Source organism: Alphaproteobacteria bacterium HT1-32, assembly GCA_009649675.1.
GTDB lineage: Bacteria > Pseudomonadota > Alphaproteobacteria > Rhodospirillales > HT1-32 > HT1-32.
The window spans coordinates 209,187-223,550 of record WJPL01000003.1 but is presented as its reverse complement, the minus strand read 5'-3'; the positions used below and the strand labels follow the sequence as shown (position 1 = coordinate 223,550).

Annotated in this window: 16 protein-coding genes; 3 read left to right on the top strand and 13 right to left on the bottom strand. The window is 57.1% G+C overall.

Going from position 1 to position 14,364, the window contains the following annotated elements; translation table 11 throughout:
* Positions 1-75: 75 nt before the first annotated feature.
* From GH722_16390 to GH722_16380, 3 genes are all read left to right on the top strand, one after another.
* Positions 76-222, top strand: a complete 147-nt coding sequence (locus tag GH722_16390) for a hypothetical protein (GenBank protein ID MRG73350.1) — start codon at positions 76-78, stop codon at positions 220-222.
* A gap of 194 nt (positions 223-416) precedes the next feature.
* On the top strand, positions 417-959 hold the full coding sequence (locus GH722_16385) for a TRAP transporter small permease subunit (protein ID MRG73349.1): 543 nt from the start codon (positions 417-419) through the stop codon (positions 957-959).
* A 3-nt stretch (positions 960-962) separates the two neighbouring features.
* Positions 963-2,627 carry a TRAP transporter large permease subunit gene (locus tag GH722_16380; protein MRG73348.1) on the top strand — a complete coding sequence of 555 codons (1,665 nt, stop codon included), beginning with the start codon at positions 963-965 and terminating at the stop codon, positions 2,625-2,627.
* 75 nt (positions 2,628-2,702) lie between these two features.
* On the opposite strand, the gene GH722_16375 is transcribed toward GH722_16380, so the two are convergent.
* From GH722_16375 to folK, 13 genes are all read right to left on the bottom strand, one after another.
* On the bottom strand, positions 2,703-3,200 hold the full coding sequence (locus tag GH722_16375) for a hypothetical protein (GenBank protein MRG73347.1): 498 nt from the start codon (positions 3,198-3,200) through the stop codon (positions 2,703-2,705).
* Positions 3,175-3,771, bottom strand: coding sequence for a biotin transporter BioY (locus GH722_16370; GenBank protein ID MRG73346.1), 597 nt, complete (start codon positions 3,769-3,771; stop codon positions 3,175-3,177). The genes GH722_16375 and GH722_16370 overlap by 26 nt, the downstream gene beginning before the upstream one ends.
* Positions 3,772-3,839: 68 nt before the next feature.
* Positions 3,840-6,062 carry a DNA topoisomerase IV subunit A gene (gene parC, locus GH722_16365; protein ID MRG73345.1) on the bottom strand — a complete coding sequence of 741 codons (2,223 nt, stop codon included), beginning with the start codon at positions 6,060-6,062 and terminating at the stop codon, positions 3,840-3,842.
* A gap of 18 nt (positions 6,063-6,080) precedes the next feature.
* On the bottom strand, positions 6,081-6,842 hold the full coding sequence (gene recO, locus GH722_16360) for a DNA repair protein RecO (protein MRG73344.1): 762 nt from the start codon (positions 6,840-6,842) through the stop codon (positions 6,081-6,083).
* 30 nt (positions 6,843-6,872) lie between these two features.
* Positions 6,873-7,781 (bottom strand): GTPase Era, encoded by a 909-nt coding sequence (locus GH722_16355; protein ID MRG73343.1) that lies wholly within the window; start codon positions 7,779-7,781, stop codon positions 6,873-6,875.
* Entirely contained in the window at positions 7,778-8,452 is a 675-nt protein-coding gene (gene rnc / locus GH722_16350) for a ribonuclease III (GenBank protein ID MRG73342.1), read from the bottom strand. The genes GH722_16355 and rnc overlap by 4 nt, the downstream gene beginning before the upstream one ends.
* Positions 8,453-8,456: 4 nt before the next feature.
* Positions 8,457-9,191 (bottom strand): signal peptidase I, encoded by a 735-nt coding sequence (gene lepB / locus GH722_16345; GenBank protein ID MRG73341.1) that lies wholly within the window; start codon positions 9,189-9,191, stop codon positions 8,457-8,459.
* A 107-nt stretch (positions 9,192-9,298) separates the two neighbouring features.
* Positions 9,299-9,700 carry a holo-ACP synthase gene (locus tag GH722_16340; protein ID MRG73340.1) on the bottom strand — a complete coding sequence of 134 codons (402 nt, stop codon included), beginning with the start codon at positions 9,698-9,700 and terminating at the stop codon, positions 9,299-9,301.
* A 1-nt stretch (position 9,701) separates the two neighbouring features.
* Entirely contained in the window at positions 9,702-10,457 is a 756-nt protein-coding gene (locus GH722_16335) for a pyridoxine 5'-phosphate synthase (protein MRG73339.1), read from the bottom strand.
* 3 nt (positions 10,458-10,460) lie between these two features.
* On the bottom strand, positions 10,461-11,072 hold the full coding sequence (locus tag GH722_16330) for a DUF2062 domain-containing protein (protein MRG73338.1): 612 nt from the start codon (positions 11,070-11,072) through the stop codon (positions 10,461-10,463).
* Positions 11,073-11,141: 69 nt separating this feature from the next.
* Positions 11,142-13,268 carry a RelA/SpoT family protein gene (locus tag GH722_16325; protein ID MRG73337.1) on the bottom strand — a complete coding sequence of 709 codons (2,127 nt, stop codon included), beginning with the start codon at positions 13,266-13,268 and terminating at the stop codon, positions 11,142-11,144.
* A gap of 78 nt (positions 13,269-13,346) precedes the next feature.
* The gene (locus GH722_16320; protein ID MRG73336.1) at positions 13,347-13,775 is read right to left on the bottom strand and encodes a DNA-directed RNA polymerase subunit omega; all 429 of its coding nucleotides are present in this window, start codon (positions 13,773-13,775) and stop codon (positions 13,347-13,349) included.
* A 70-nt stretch (positions 13,776-13,845) separates the two neighbouring features.
* The gene (gene folK, locus GH722_16315; GenBank protein ID MRG73335.1) at positions 13,846-14,349 is read right to left on the bottom strand and encodes a 2-amino-4-hydroxy-6-hydroxymethyldihydropteridine diphosphokinase; all 504 of its coding nucleotides are present in this window, start codon (positions 14,347-14,349) and stop codon (positions 13,846-13,848) included.
* Between the last annotated feature and the right edge of the window lie 15 nt (positions 14,350-14,364).

The following is a 14,364-nucleotide window of genomic DNA, read 5'->3' as shown; positions in this document are numbered from 1 at the left end:
GAGAAGCACAAGGTTCTGCTGCGGAAGTTCGATGACAAGACGCTGAACGCGATTGGTGAAGCGTCGGGTGACGTTGTGTCTGCTACGGCGAATGACGGTGGCATCACGAAGGAAGTGTATGACAGTTTCATCGCGTTCCGTAAGAAGGCCCTCGCCTGGTCGAAGATCGCAGATCAGGCCTATACCAACGCACGCGTCCTGCCGTTCAAATACGGCAAGTAAGCGGCTCACGATCTGATGGCATGATGCCGTCCGACACCGGGTCACGTCGAACAGGGCGTGACCCGGTTGCGTGTGCGGGATGTCGGCTGTAAACGACGTCCGTTTTCGATAAATCTATCAATCGGGGCCACTTGCGGCTAAACAGAACAGAATTGGTTCTGCGGCAAAAAAAAGCAGCTCAGGGGGAATCAACCATGCAGGCACTCGCCAGTCTTTCGGCGGTGATCAACCGATTCAACAATGCCGTCGGCAAATGGATTGCCTGGCTGGCTCTTGTGATGGTGCTGATACAGTTCGCTGTCGTCGTGATGCGCTACATCTTTGGTCTCGGTTCGATCATGATGCAGGAATCGATTATCTACATGCATGCCATCCTGTTTATGGTCGGCGCAGGCTATACCCTGCTGCATGAAGGTCATGTACGGGTTGATATCTTCTATCGTGAGGCCAGTCCCCGGACCAAAGCCATTGTCGATCTTGGTGGCGCCCTGTTTTTCCTTATTCCCGTGGCATTGCTGATCTGGATTTACAGCTGGCAATATGTCGTCTCCAGCTGGGAAGTGCTGGAAGGTTCGAAAGAGACCAGCGGTATCCCGGCTGTTTTCCTGCTGAAGTCGGTGATCCTGATGTTTTGTGGACTGGTGATTGCTCAGGGTGTCTCAATGATCATTGCTTCTGTTCTGCGCCTTACTGGCCGGGAGACGCTGATCCCTGAAGTCAGAGAGGACGGAGTCTAGATCATGCTGGTTCAGGAAATTCTCGATCTGATGATGTTCGCCTCCGCCTGCGTGTTTCTGCTGTGCGGTTTTCCGGTCGCTTTTACCCTTGCCGGGACAGCCCTGCTCTATGCGCTGATCGGGCTGGGTTTTGGTATCTTCGATATGAGCCTGTTCGGGGCCATGGCATCGCGCATCTATGGCACGATGACCAATGAAGTCCTGATTGCGGTTCCGCTGTTCGTCTTCATGGGCGTCATGCTGGAGCGGTCGAAGGTCGCCGAGGAACTGCTGGAGACCATGGGGGCCGCTTTTGGCAGCATGCGCGGCGGTATCGGTCTTTCCGTAACCTTTGTCGGGGCCCTGCTGGCAGCCTCAACCGGGATTGTCGGTGCAACGGTTGTGACCATGGGGTTACTGTCGCTGCCGACCATGTTGCGCCGTGGCTACAATCCGTCACTGGCCTGCGGATCGATCTGTGCTGCGGGAACACTCGGTCAGATTATCCCGCCCTCCATTGTTCTGGTGTTGCTGGGGGATCAGCTGTCGATTGCCTATCAGAAAGCACAGCTTTCCCAGGGAATTTTCTCACCGGAAACGGTTTCGGTCGGTGATCTGTTTGCCGGTGCGCTGCTGCCGGGGCTGATGCTGGTTGGCATGTATGTGGTCTACCAGCTGACGGTCGCCCTGTTATTGCCATCGACCTCGCCGGCTATTCCGCGTGAGGAACTGGATGCAGCACATGACGAGGAAGCGCTGATCCTGCGGGTGTTGAGTGCGCTGGTGCCGCCGATTGTGCTGATTATCGCTGTGCTCGGCTCCATCCTTGCCGGTGTCGCAACCCCGACGGAGGCTGCGGCTGTTGGTGCCATCGGTTCGCTGATGCTGGCCGGTCTGCGGCTGGACAAGATATCGGACGAGCCGATCACGCAGCCAAAAAATGCGCTGGTTGTTATGCGTCCGTTCTATGCGCTGGCTGAGCGAATGGACCGTGGCGGACCGTGGCCGATCTATATCTCGGCCATCAGTCTGGTTATCATGCTGGTTATTGCCAATACGATGGACCTGCGTGTCAAACGCGATGAAATCCCGACAGCTGACATGATTGCAATTGTCGGCGCTGTCATCACCTGCCTGATTTTCATGTGGGGGATGTCGATTGCTCTCTGGCGGGTTTTTGCGACGCGTATTCTGCAGGCCACGACGATTGGGACGATGAAGGTCTCATCGATGGTGTTCGTCATTCTCATCGGTGCGGCGGTCTTCTCGCTGGTTTTCCGGGGGCTTGGTGGCGATGACGCCGTGCATGAATTCCTGAGCAACCTTCCCGGTGGTCAGGCAACGGCCATCGTGATGGTCATGCTGGTGATGTTCTTCCTCGGGTTTTTCCTCGACTTCATCGAAATCACATTTGTCGTGGTTCCGCTGGTCGCCCCCATCCTGCTGGCGATGGAGGGGGTTGATCCGGTCTGGCTCGGTATCATGATGGCGATCAACCTTCAGACCAGTTTCCTGACACCGCCATTCGGATTTGCGCTGTTCTATCTGCGTGGTGTCGCACCACCGTCGGTGACCACCATGCAGATCTATAAGGGGGTCGCCCCTTTCGTGCTGATCCAGATTCTGGCACTGGTTGTCCTCTGGTACTTCCCGGCTATCGCCACCTGGCTGCCGACGGTGATCTTCTGATCCCTTTCCGAAGGGTGATCTTCGTCGTCACACCGGGGTGGCGGGAAATTATCAGGATATTACTGGCAGGGCTGTTCAGCCCTGTTTGGTGATACGGTGAAACAGGGAAGTGATTGTCTGGTCCTTGGCTGGTCCCCTCACCCGCCAGGCCTGATGCCATTCCTTTGCCGAGATAACCCGGGTGGTGACTTCATACTGATCCGGTGTGCAAAGATGCAGAGCACTGTCGCAACCGTCTGACAGGTTGAGACCATAGAAAGGCCGCCCATCAGAGAAATGGACGGCGGCGCCGTTTTCTGCTGGCTGAAAGATCAGGCTTTGCGTTGCCTCACCGGCATAATCACCGATCTGCAGCAGGCCCCGTTCACGATAGATCAGCCCCTGACCGTCCGGGGCGAAATGCGCTTCGCCGTTCAACTGACCTGTCTGGTCACGATTATGGTCGGTGATATGGCGGGTCAGTTTCCAGTGCCCGGCCAGGTACGAAAAAAGGTCGCTTACCGGATGGGCAAGCGACCTTTTGATATCGGTATTGTTGTCGATGAGGTCAGCCTTTCGGCGCGTCTCCGACAACCCGCCATGCCAGCGGCAGAACAGCGGCGGCAAGGGCCATCTTGAAGCCTTCGCCGGCAAGGAAGGGATAGAGACCCCATTCGAGGACTGGCTTGTCCCAGCCAAACAGGTTGCCGAGATGAATGATACCCGGGACATACAGAACAACCAGTCCGGCAAAAATGGTGAAGGCAGCAAGACCGATATTCCGGTCAAAGCCACGTTCTGCAAGCCAGCCGACCAGCCCGGCTGACAACAGGAAGCCCAGCAGATAGCCGCCGGTCGGGCCAGCCATATAGGCAAGGCCGATGCCCTTTTCCGGTGTGCCGGTGAAAACCGGGAGCCCCAGTGCGCCCTGTGCCAGATAGACACCGACGGTTGCCATGCCAAGGCGCCAGCCGCAGGTCATGCCGATGACGATGACAGCGAAGGTCTGCATGGTCATTTCGACCGGCCAGAACGGCACTTTCACTTTTGCTGTAGCGGTCAGCAGCAGGCTGCCGACAATCGTGATCAGGACCGCCTTGGCAATTCCGCCCCTGGGCCAGAACTGCGAGGCAAGTGTCGGATGGGTTGACGTGGTCAGTGACATTGGAACTCTCCGGTCGGATATATCTGTCGGCAATCTGTTAATTCAGAATTCTACCTGTAACAGGTGGATTAGTCGAAGCGATTGGAAACTGCAAACCCTCTGGGTGCAAGTCGCCCTGCCTGCCCGCGTTTCCCAATCCAGGTTATCAGGTCTGTTTCTGTGCGTGTGCGTTCCCCGCTGCGCCAGGACAGGCCATCTTCTGCCTTGAATACCTTGATGTCTGACAGCGCGCCATCCTTGTAGCGTTGCAGCATCACACCCTGTCCACGGGCCATTTCCGGCAGTTCATCCAGCGGGAAGACCAGCAGTTTTCTGTTGTTACCGATGACAGCAACCGAATCACCATCAATGAAACGGCAGGCATAGGCTTCATCATGGCCTTTTACATTCAGGATCTGCTTGCCGGTCCGGGTCTGTGCGATGACATCGTTTTCAGAGATGGCAAAGCCACGACCGGCGGTTGAGGCCACCAGCAGCTTGCGGTCCGGCTGATGTACAAACAGGGTGACCAGATCATGGTCGTTCGGAAGATCGATACTGATCCGGATCGGTTCGCCATGGCCGCGGCCCCGGGGCAGCTTGTCGGCACCAAGGGTGTAGAAACGGCCATTTGTCGAGAAGGCGATGATTTTATCAGTGGTCTGGGCGTGGAAGGCAAAGCGGGCGTTATCCCCGTCCTTGTACTTCAGGTCTGACATATCGGCCAGATGGCCCTTGAAGGCCCGTATCCAGCCTTTTTCCGAGCAGACGACGGTAATGGGCTCACGCTCGATAAAGGCCTCCAGAGGCACGACAACGGCTGTGGGCGCGTCGCCGATCACGGTCCGGCGCTTGCCGAGAGCAGTATCCTTGCCAAAAGCCTTCTGAATTTCACTGATTTCCCAGGTGATTGTTTTCCACTGGAGCTGATCATCAGAGAGCAGTTCTTCGATTTTCAGCTTTTCAGCCATCAGTTCATCATGTTCACGCCGGATTTCCATTTCCTCCAGCTTCCGCAAATGGCGCAGTCGCATATTGAGGATGGATTCAGCCTGCAAATCAGTCAGGTCAAAGGTCCGGATCAGTTCGGCCTTTGGCTGGTCTTCTTCCCGGATGATCCGGATGACCTCGTCAAGGTTCAGATAGGCGATCAGCAGGCCGCCGAGAACTTCCAGACGATGTTCAATCTTGCCAAGCCGGAAGCGTGAACGACGGAGCAGGACCACATGCCGGTGGTCGAGGAAGGCCTGCAGAACCTCGCGCAGATTCATCACCTTCGGCGTGTGGTCAGCATCCAGCACGTTCATGTTCAGGCTGAAACGGCTTTCCAGGTCGGTCTGCCGGAACAGCTGTTCCATTAACTGTTCCGGATCGATGGTCCGGTTCCGGGGTTCGATGACCAGCCGCACCAGATCCGTCGATTCATCCCGGACATCAGCCAGCATTGGCAGTTTCCGGTTCTGCAGCAGATCGGCGATCTTTTCGATCAGCCGGGACTTCTGCACCTGATAGGGAATTTCTGTGACGACGATGTGGTAAAGCCCGTGATTCAGCTTTTCCACTTCCCATTTTGCCCTGACGCGGAAGCTGCCCCGTCCGGTTGAATAGGATTCCTGAACTGATTCCGGGCTTTCGACCAGTTCACCCCCGGTCGGGAAATCCGGGCCGGGCATGTACTCGACCAGCTTGGCGATGGTCGCATTGGGGAACTTGATCAGATGTTTCAGCGCGTCGCAGATTTCATGCGCGTTATGGGGCGGTATGGAAGTCGCCATGCCGACCGCGATACCGGCCGAACCATTGGCCAGCAGGTTCGGGAAGGCCGATGGCAGAACGACCGGTTCTTGTTCTTCACCGTCATAGGTTGAGCGGAAATCGATGGCATCTTCATTGATGCCCTGCAACAGCGCCTGAGCGACCTGTGTCAGCCGGGATTCCGTGTACCGCATCGCGGCGGCATTATCGCCATCGATATTGCCGAAATTACCCTGTCCGTCGATCAGCGGATAACGCTGGGCGAAATCCTGCGCCAGCCGCACCAGCGCCTCATAAACCGCGCTGTCGCCGTGGGGATGATATTTACCGATGACATCACCAACCACACGGGCGCATTTCTTGTAGCCGGATGCGGGATCCAGCTTCAGCTGCTGCATGGCAAACAGCAGCCGGCGGTGAACCGGCTTCAGCCCGTCCCGGACATCGGGCAGCGACCGTGACATGATGGTCGATAATGCGTAGGCAAGATAACGCTCACCCAGAGCGTCCTTCAATTCTACCGGCCTGATAGTGTCGTCGCGAACCGGCTCGCTCATTCGTAATCCCCTGTTGCGTCAGTCGACGCTATTCGTCGTTTCTGGAATACCAGATATAGTAGTCAGCTTGCGGTATCGGTCAACAAATCGCGTGCGTGCGCCGGGTTCTCCCCGGTTCAGCGGGTGAAAGACGCAGGCATTCAGGAAATATCCCGTCAGGTCGAGGGCCTGTTCCAGCTGCTGATCGTCGGCGATCGCCTGTCCTGTCAGAAAGGGCGGCAGGGACAGCAGCTTCTCGCGATATGGCTCTCCCGCTGACAAAGAGACCGCCCTGCCCGTCCGTGGTGAGACATAGGCAAGCTGGTCATTCTCTCCTGTCGCGGCGCAGCTGTCGAGCGCCAGACCGAATCCCAGTTCTTTCAGCAGCCCCAGTTCCCAGTGGACATAAATTGTCGGCCAGACTGTGTCATCAGCGATAGACTCCAGTAAAACCCGCATCCCCTCGAAGACGGCTGGGTGCGATTCGCGTTCTGGCAGAGCCATATGGGCAACCGTGCAGGCTGCGCTGAGGCAGGACAGCCGATCTGCTGCTTCCATGGCTTCGGCGGCATATCCCCGGATCAGTTCCCCTGACAAGGCACCGAGATTGTCGGCCTGTCGTGCCCGCCATGTCACATCCACCAGATTGCCGGGCTGCCAGACGGCCCGGCCGGTCTTGCCGTGGGCGCCCCGGACAAAACCGGCATGCCGGCCACGTTCACGGGTGAGCAGCTGAACAACGGCACCATTTTCGCCATGGGCCTGAGCGGACAGAACAACCGCTTCATCCCGCCAGTCCATGGCTAGGCCCTCAGTCTTCGCTGACAGGTGTCAGGAATTGAATTCAATTCCGATATTCCGGAACCGCTCCGGATCCTCCAGCCAGCGCTCCCGGACCTTCACGAACAGGAACAGATGGACGCGGTGCCCGAGTATCTCCTCCAGTTCGGCGCGGGCCTCTGCCCCGATCGCCTTCAGGGTGGCACCGCTTTTGCCGATCACAATGCCTTTGTGTCCGTCACGGGTGACAAAGATCGTCTGGTCGATCTTGACCGAGCCGTCTTTGCGTTCTTCCCAGGTGTCGGTTTCGACGGTCAGGCTGTAAGGCAATTCCTGATGTAGCCGCAAAAAGGCCTTCTCGCGGGTAATCTCGGCTGCCAGCAGCCGGTTCGGCATATCAGTCAGCTGATCTTCCGGGAACAGCCAGGGGCTGTCCGGCATATGCCGGGTAAACTGGCTGATAAGATCGCGGACGCCATCGCCGTTGAGGGCGGAGACCATCAGGGTTTCCTGAAAGATTCCCGAGGCATTCAGCTTTGCCGTCAGATCCAGCAGCCGTGACCGTTCCAGCAGATCTATCTTGTTCAGGACAAGAAGTTTCGGAGCCTTGATATCGGCCAGTTTTTCGATGATCCCGAGGACATCCTCTGTCGCGCCACGTTTGGCATCAACAATCAGGGCGACAACATCGGCATCGGCAGCCCCCTGCCAGGCAGCCTGAATCATTGCCCGGTCAAGCCGCCGGCGGGGATCGAAGATACCGGGGGTGTCGACCAGCACGATCTGGGCATTGTCTTCGATCATGACACCGAGAACGCGGCTGCGGGTCGTCTGTACCTTGTGGGTGACGATTGAAATCTTGGTGCCGACCGCCTGGTTGACCAGCGTCGACTTGCCGGCATTTGTCGCTCCGACGATGGCAACGAAGCCGCATTTTGTCGCAGTCGCTTGCTCGTTCATGAGTTTTCCAGCCGTTTGAGGAGTTCACTTGCGGCCTGCATCTGGGCCGCACGTTTTGAGGGGCCGCTGCCTTCTGTCGGTTCGCCACCGGCGACCGAGACCGTCATTCGGAAAAACGGGGCATGTGACGGGCCGGAGCGTTCAACTACCGTGTATTCGGGCAGCCCAAGCCCCCGGCCCTGCGCCCATTCCTGCAGCGCGGTTTTCGGGTCTTTCGGCGGCTTCAGATCTTCGGTCAGCAGGCGCTCCCAATGTTCATGAATGAAGCTTCTGGCCGGCTCCAGCCCCCCGTCCAGATAGAGAGCGGCAATGATCGCTTCCAGCGTGTTGGCCAGCAATGCCGGCTGCTGGCGGAGCTGATCACCGTTTTCGTCATCACCGAGATGAACGGCTTCGTCGACGCCAAGGCTGCGGGCGATATCAGCCAGTGCCCAGCGATTGACCAGCCCGGTAAAGCGGCGGTTGAGGGTTCCTTCCGCATCTTCGCCATATTTTTCGTAGAGCCAGTGAGAAACAACCAGTCCCAGAACCCGGTCGCCCAGAAACTCCATCCGTTCATAATTGCGGCTCTGTTCCCCCGCTGTTGAAGGATGGCTCAGGGCAGAGTTCAGCAGGGACTTGTCGGTGAAATCATGTCTGATTTTGGTGAGTAACCGGGTGCGATCCGCCATATCCCTACTCGATCCCGTTCAGAAGACGACCGTAGCGAATGCCGGTCGGCCATGTCCATGGTTTCAGCAGTGATGTGGTTTCATCGACGGAATAGAACAGAATGACAGCGCGCCCGACCAGATTGACCTGGGGGACAAAGCCGACATCCGACATATTCCGGCTGTCGGATGACCGGTCCCGGTTGTCGCCCATCATGAAGTAATGGCCGGGAGGAACATCATATACACCGGTATTGTCGAGAAAGCCGGTATCGGATTGTTCGAGAATACGATGCTCAACTCCGTTTGGCAGGGTTTCCATATATTGCTGGAAGACAATCACACCGCCATTTTCAGTATGATGGGCGTAATCCTCAATCTTGCGCCGCTTCACCGGAACGTCGTTGATATGCAGGATGCCACCCCTGACCTGAATTTTGTCTCCGGGCAGTCCGATCAGCCGTTTGATGTAGGTTTTGTCGGCGGTCGGATGCTTGAAGACGATGACATCTCCCCGCTCGGGTTCTTCGAACAGAATGCGTCCGGGGAACAGGGGCAGGTCCAGCGGCAGGGAATAGCGGCTGTAGCCATAGGACAGTTTGGAGACGAACAGGTAATCACCGATCAGCAGCGTCGGCAGCATTGAGCCGGAAGGAATATTGAACGGCTCATAGGCAACGGTTCTGACCCCGACTGCGATCAATACAGCGTAAACGACTGTTTTGAGCATATCGAGGATGCCGCCGGATTTTTCACTCATGATCAGATGTCGTCTTTTCTGTAGGAGGACGCCGGGCGCCGGGCTTTCAGGATTGAGGCGGATGAAGCCCACGGACCCTGCCTATGTCAAGCTTTGCGGGCTTTGTTCTAGGGTTTCGGATTGGCGGAAATGATGACGATAGCCTGCGCCATCGGGCCGTCGTCGGTGATCGTCAGGTCAATCTGTGCTTCCATTCCCTCGGGTGTGATTTCCTGAAGGCGTTTCAGGGCGCCACCTGTCAGTGCCATTGTCGGTTTGCCGGAGGGCAGGTTGACCACCCCCATATCCCGCCAGAAGACACCTTTGCGGAAGCCGGTGCCGAGAGCCTTCGAGCAGGCTTCCTTGGCGGCAAACCGCTTGGCATATGTATCGACAGAGAGCCGGCGTTTTTCGGCCTTTGCAATCTCCACCGGTGTGTAGATGCGGTCACGGAACCGGTCTCCGAACCGCTCCAGTGTTTCACCGATACGCCGGATATCGATGATATCATTGCCAATGCCGAGGATCATGTCAGGCGCTGCGTGATCCGGTGGCGTCAGCACGGGCATTATCCATCAGCGCCCGCATCCGTTTGATTGAGCTGTCGAGGCCGCTGAAAATGGCCTCTCCGATCAGGAAGTGGCCGATATTCAGCTCATACAGCTCCGGAATGGCGGCAATTGGTGCGACCGTATCGAAATCAAGGCCGTGACCGGCATGGCATTCCAGCCCGAGGGCTGTGGCATATTCTGCGGCATCGCGGATGCGCACCAGATGCCGCGCCTGTTCGCTGCCACGGGCCTCGCAGTAAGCGCCGGTATGAAGTTCGACGACCGGTGCCCCGAGGCTGCGGGCGGCGTCAAGCTGGCGGCAGTCCGGTTCGATAAACAGGGATACCCGTATGCCTGCTGCCCCCAGTTTCGCAACATAGGGAGCGAGATAGTCATGTCCACCGGCGGCATCCAGACCGCCTTCCGTGGTTCGTTCTTCGCGTTTTTCCGGCACGATGCAGGCTGCATGCGGGCGATGACGAATGGCGATCCCCAGCATTTCGTCAGTAGCTGCCATTTCAAAATTCAGCGGCAGATCAATATCACGCATCAGCCGCGACATATCATCGTCAGAAATATGGCGACGGTCTTCACGAAGATGCGCGGTAATACCATCGGCTCCGGCAGCAGCAGCCTGAATGGCCGCGCGCACGGGGTCCGGGTGGATGCCACCACGGGCATTACGGATCGTGGCTACATGATCGATATTGACGCCCAGCCTGAGTTTGTTGCTCATTACCTACTCCTGCACCTGAAGAACCTGTTGTGCGGCGACACGGGCTTCTCTCCGTCTCGTCCGCCGCTGCTGGTATTTAATCAGCAAGGTCTTGATCGGCCAATAGAAAGCTAACCATACAAAGATCATTGTCGGTATGGCGCCAATGAACATGGGCCGGATCAGCGGCCATGCTTCTTCGCTCAAAAAGGTGACATCCATGGCCACCAGCGCGGGCACCAGCCCGCCAAGGACGGCCCAGAAATCAACATTTGCAGCGGCATCCAGTGATGCATTGCCAAAACTCTCAATCCAGCGCCCGACCTTGTAGATCCACAGCCATATGGCCGGAAACGTCCAGGGATTGCCGAGAATGGTGCCAATGGCGGATGCAACGACATTGGCGCGGATCAGATAGGCCAGTACGCCGCCAAGCAGGAAATGCAGGCCCACCAGCGGCGTGAAGGAAACGGCAGCACCCGTCGCAAACCCGGCGGCAATGCTGTAGGGCGTGCCGGGCAACCGTGCGACGCGATAGGCAACATATTTGCCGCTGCGGCGCAGGCCAATTCTTGGCCAGACGACATTTGCGACACGGCGAAACAGTGATGGTTTTTGGCGGGCGCGAAACAGCATGGCGCAGATATAGTGACTATGAGCGGTGAAGTCAGACGATTTAATCGCGAATATCGTTATAACCGTGTGTCAGGTCTTCATGCGATTGACGGAAGTGATTGTCGGCGTGGCACGCAGGTTACCGATAATCGCGCTGAGATGTTTCACATCATGGACTTCGACATCAACTTCCATCTCAAAGAAGTCTGATGACCTGTTGGTTATCCTCAGATTTATGATGTTGCCTTCATTGCGGGCGATTGCAGTGGAGAGGTCTCCAAGGCTGCCCGGTTCATTCGACAGGGTGACCTTCATCCGGCCGACGAACATCTGGGCAGCATCCTTGTCGACGACCCAGGCGACATCCAGCCAGCGTTCCGGACTGTCGGTGAAGTTTTCCAGCGTGTCGCAGTCTATGGTGTGGATACTGACCCCTTTGCCCGAGGTGACGATGCCGACAATCCGGTCGCCTGGCAGCGGATGGCAACAGCTTGAATAATGCACCGCCATTCCGCCGATCAGCCCCTTGATCGGTATGGCGTTCACATCCTGATCGTTCGGGTTACGCCGCGGGGTGGCAACGGCCTTGCGCTTGATACCGGGGAAGACTGCTGTGAGAACGTCTCCCGCAGGGCGCACCCCCTCACCTACTGATGCGATCAGTTCATCGACATCAGTGACGCCAAAATGATTACGAACCGGCATCAGCTTTTTCGGTTCGAACTCGTGGCCTTCCTGCGCAAAGGCGCGCTCCAGAATGGCGCGACCCAGGGTGACATACTCGGAATGCTGCTTGGCGCGGACAAACCGCCTGATGCGCGCCCGTGCTTTGCCGGTCACGACAAAACGTTCCCACACCGGTGACGGTGTCTGCGCCTTCGAGGTCATGATCTTGACCTGATCCCCGTTGTGCAGTTCGGTTTTCAGCTGTGCCATCCGGCCATTGATCTTGGCACCAACGCAGGTGTCGCCGACTTCCGAATGAACGGCATAGGCGAAATCGATGGGGGTCGATCCGCGCGGCAGTGTGATGAGGTCACCTTTCGGCGTGAAACAGAAGACCTGATCCTGAAACATCTCCAGCTTGGTATGTTCGAGGAAATCCTCAGGGCTTTCAGCATGTTCCAGAATGTCCAGAAGCTCGCGCAGCCAGCGATACTGACGGCCTTCAGTATTCGGTACGGATTGCTTGTAGATCCAGTGTGCTGCAACGCCCAGTTCTGCCACATGATGCATGTCACGGGTTCTGATCTGGATTTCGACCCGTTGCTGGGACGGGCCGATAATGCCGGTATGCAGGGACCGGTAGCCGTTCGGTTTTGGTGTGGAGATATAGTCTTTCACCCGGCCCGGAACGACGCGGTATTTCTGGTGTAGCGCGCCCAGCGCCCGATAGCAGTCGTTGGTGTCTTCGGTGACAACGCGAAATGCCATGATGTCGGCCAGCTGTTCAAAGCCGACATTCTTGTGCTGCATCTTGCGCCAGATGGAATAAGGCGTTTTCTCGCGGCCACCGACTGAGGCGGCGATTCCGCTGTTATCCATCAGGGTCTGGATTTCGCTGACAATGGTGTCAACCAGCGTCCCGGCTTCATTACGCAAAAATTCGAGGCGTTTATTGATCGAGTTATAGCCTTCCGGATTGATCTCCCTGAAGGCGATCTCTTCCAGCTCGTCCTTGACCTCCTTCATCCCGACCCGCTCAGCCAGCGGGGCGTAGATTTCCATGGTTTCAAGGGCGATACGGCTTCGTTTCTCGGGCTTCTTTATGTGATGCAGGGTACGCATGTTGTGCAGCCGGTCAGCCAGCTTGACCAGCAGCACCCGGATATCTTCCGACATCGCCAGCAGCAGCTTGCGGAAATTCTCTGCCTGTTTGGTGCTGTCGGACTGAAGCTCCAGCAAAGACAGTTTCGTCACGCCATCGACAAGCTTGGCGATTCCCGGGCCAAACTGGTTTTCGATTTCCTCGAAGGTCGCGCGGGTGTCCTCAATCGTATCGTGCAGCAGTGCCGTAACGATTGAGGCGGTATCCAGCTTGTACCCGGTCAGAATGCCGGCAACTTCAAGCGGATGCGAGAAATACGGGTCGCCGGACGCACGGGTTTGCGTGCCATGTGCCTTCATCGCGAAGACATAGGCCCGGTTCAGCAGATCTTCATCTGCATTCGGGTCATAGGCGCGAACTTTCTCGACGAGCTCAAACTGCCGAATCATAACTGTCTTCCAACACTGTCAGAAGCAGTATTGTTTCTTGATATGGGGCGTCCGACAAGCGTTGGCTTGGTTGCCGGCTCAGTCCTCGTCTACGGGGAATTCGACAGCAGGTTCACTGCTTTCCTCGACGAACAGCTCACTGGCCTGGGCCTTGGCTGCCATGATCGCGGCACGCAGGGGATCGCCATCATCGAAGGTGGAACCACCAAGCTCGAGATCCGGATTCATGCCTGCTTCCGGACCTGTCGGCTCCGGATCATCATCTTCGGGCTCATCAATCTCGACGTGCTTCTGCAGGCCCTTGACGATGGCATCGCGCAGTTCGTCAAGATCAACTGTTTCGTCAGCGATTTCCCGCAGCGATACGACTGGATTCTTGTCGTTGTCCCGGTCAATGGTAAGCGGCATGCCGCCGGAAATATCGCGCGCACGCTGGGATGCGACCATCACGAGGTCGAAACGGTTCGGGATCTTGACAATGCAATCTTCAACAGTGACGCGCGCCATTGCGTATTCGCTCCAGAATTCAGGTGGGCGAGAGATATAACCCGGGATGCTGAAAACGCAAGGGGTCTGGTTATATTCGTATGGCTTTCTGCGAAGAATCCAGAGCAGCGATCAAATCACTGATCGCCTTTCCGCTGAGAGGGTGGACCCAGTCCGGGGCAATTTCCTGTAGCGGCAACAGCACAAATGCCCGGTCCTGTAGTCGTGGATGGGGAAGATTTGGCCCGTTATCACCGGTTTGCGACAGTCGTCCCGCATAGTCGATAAGGTCGAGGTCCAGTGTCCGGGCGGCGTTCGGCGTGCTCCGGACCCTTTCAAAATCAGCCTCCAGACGATGCAGCCTCTGCATCAGGATGCCCGGTTCATCCTCACTGGCCGTCTCAATCACTGCATTTGCAAACCACGGCTGGTCAGATACCGGGACTGGTTCTGTCAGCCAGATGTCGGACCGCCTGATAATGGGCAGGCTGGCAGCCATCAGGGCACTGATGGCTGCTTCGAGCGTTTCCGCGGGTGTATTGAATCCGGGCGCAGACAGGTTTGAACCGAGCGCGATGTATATATGTTCTGTCATTCAACTCCAGGGCGC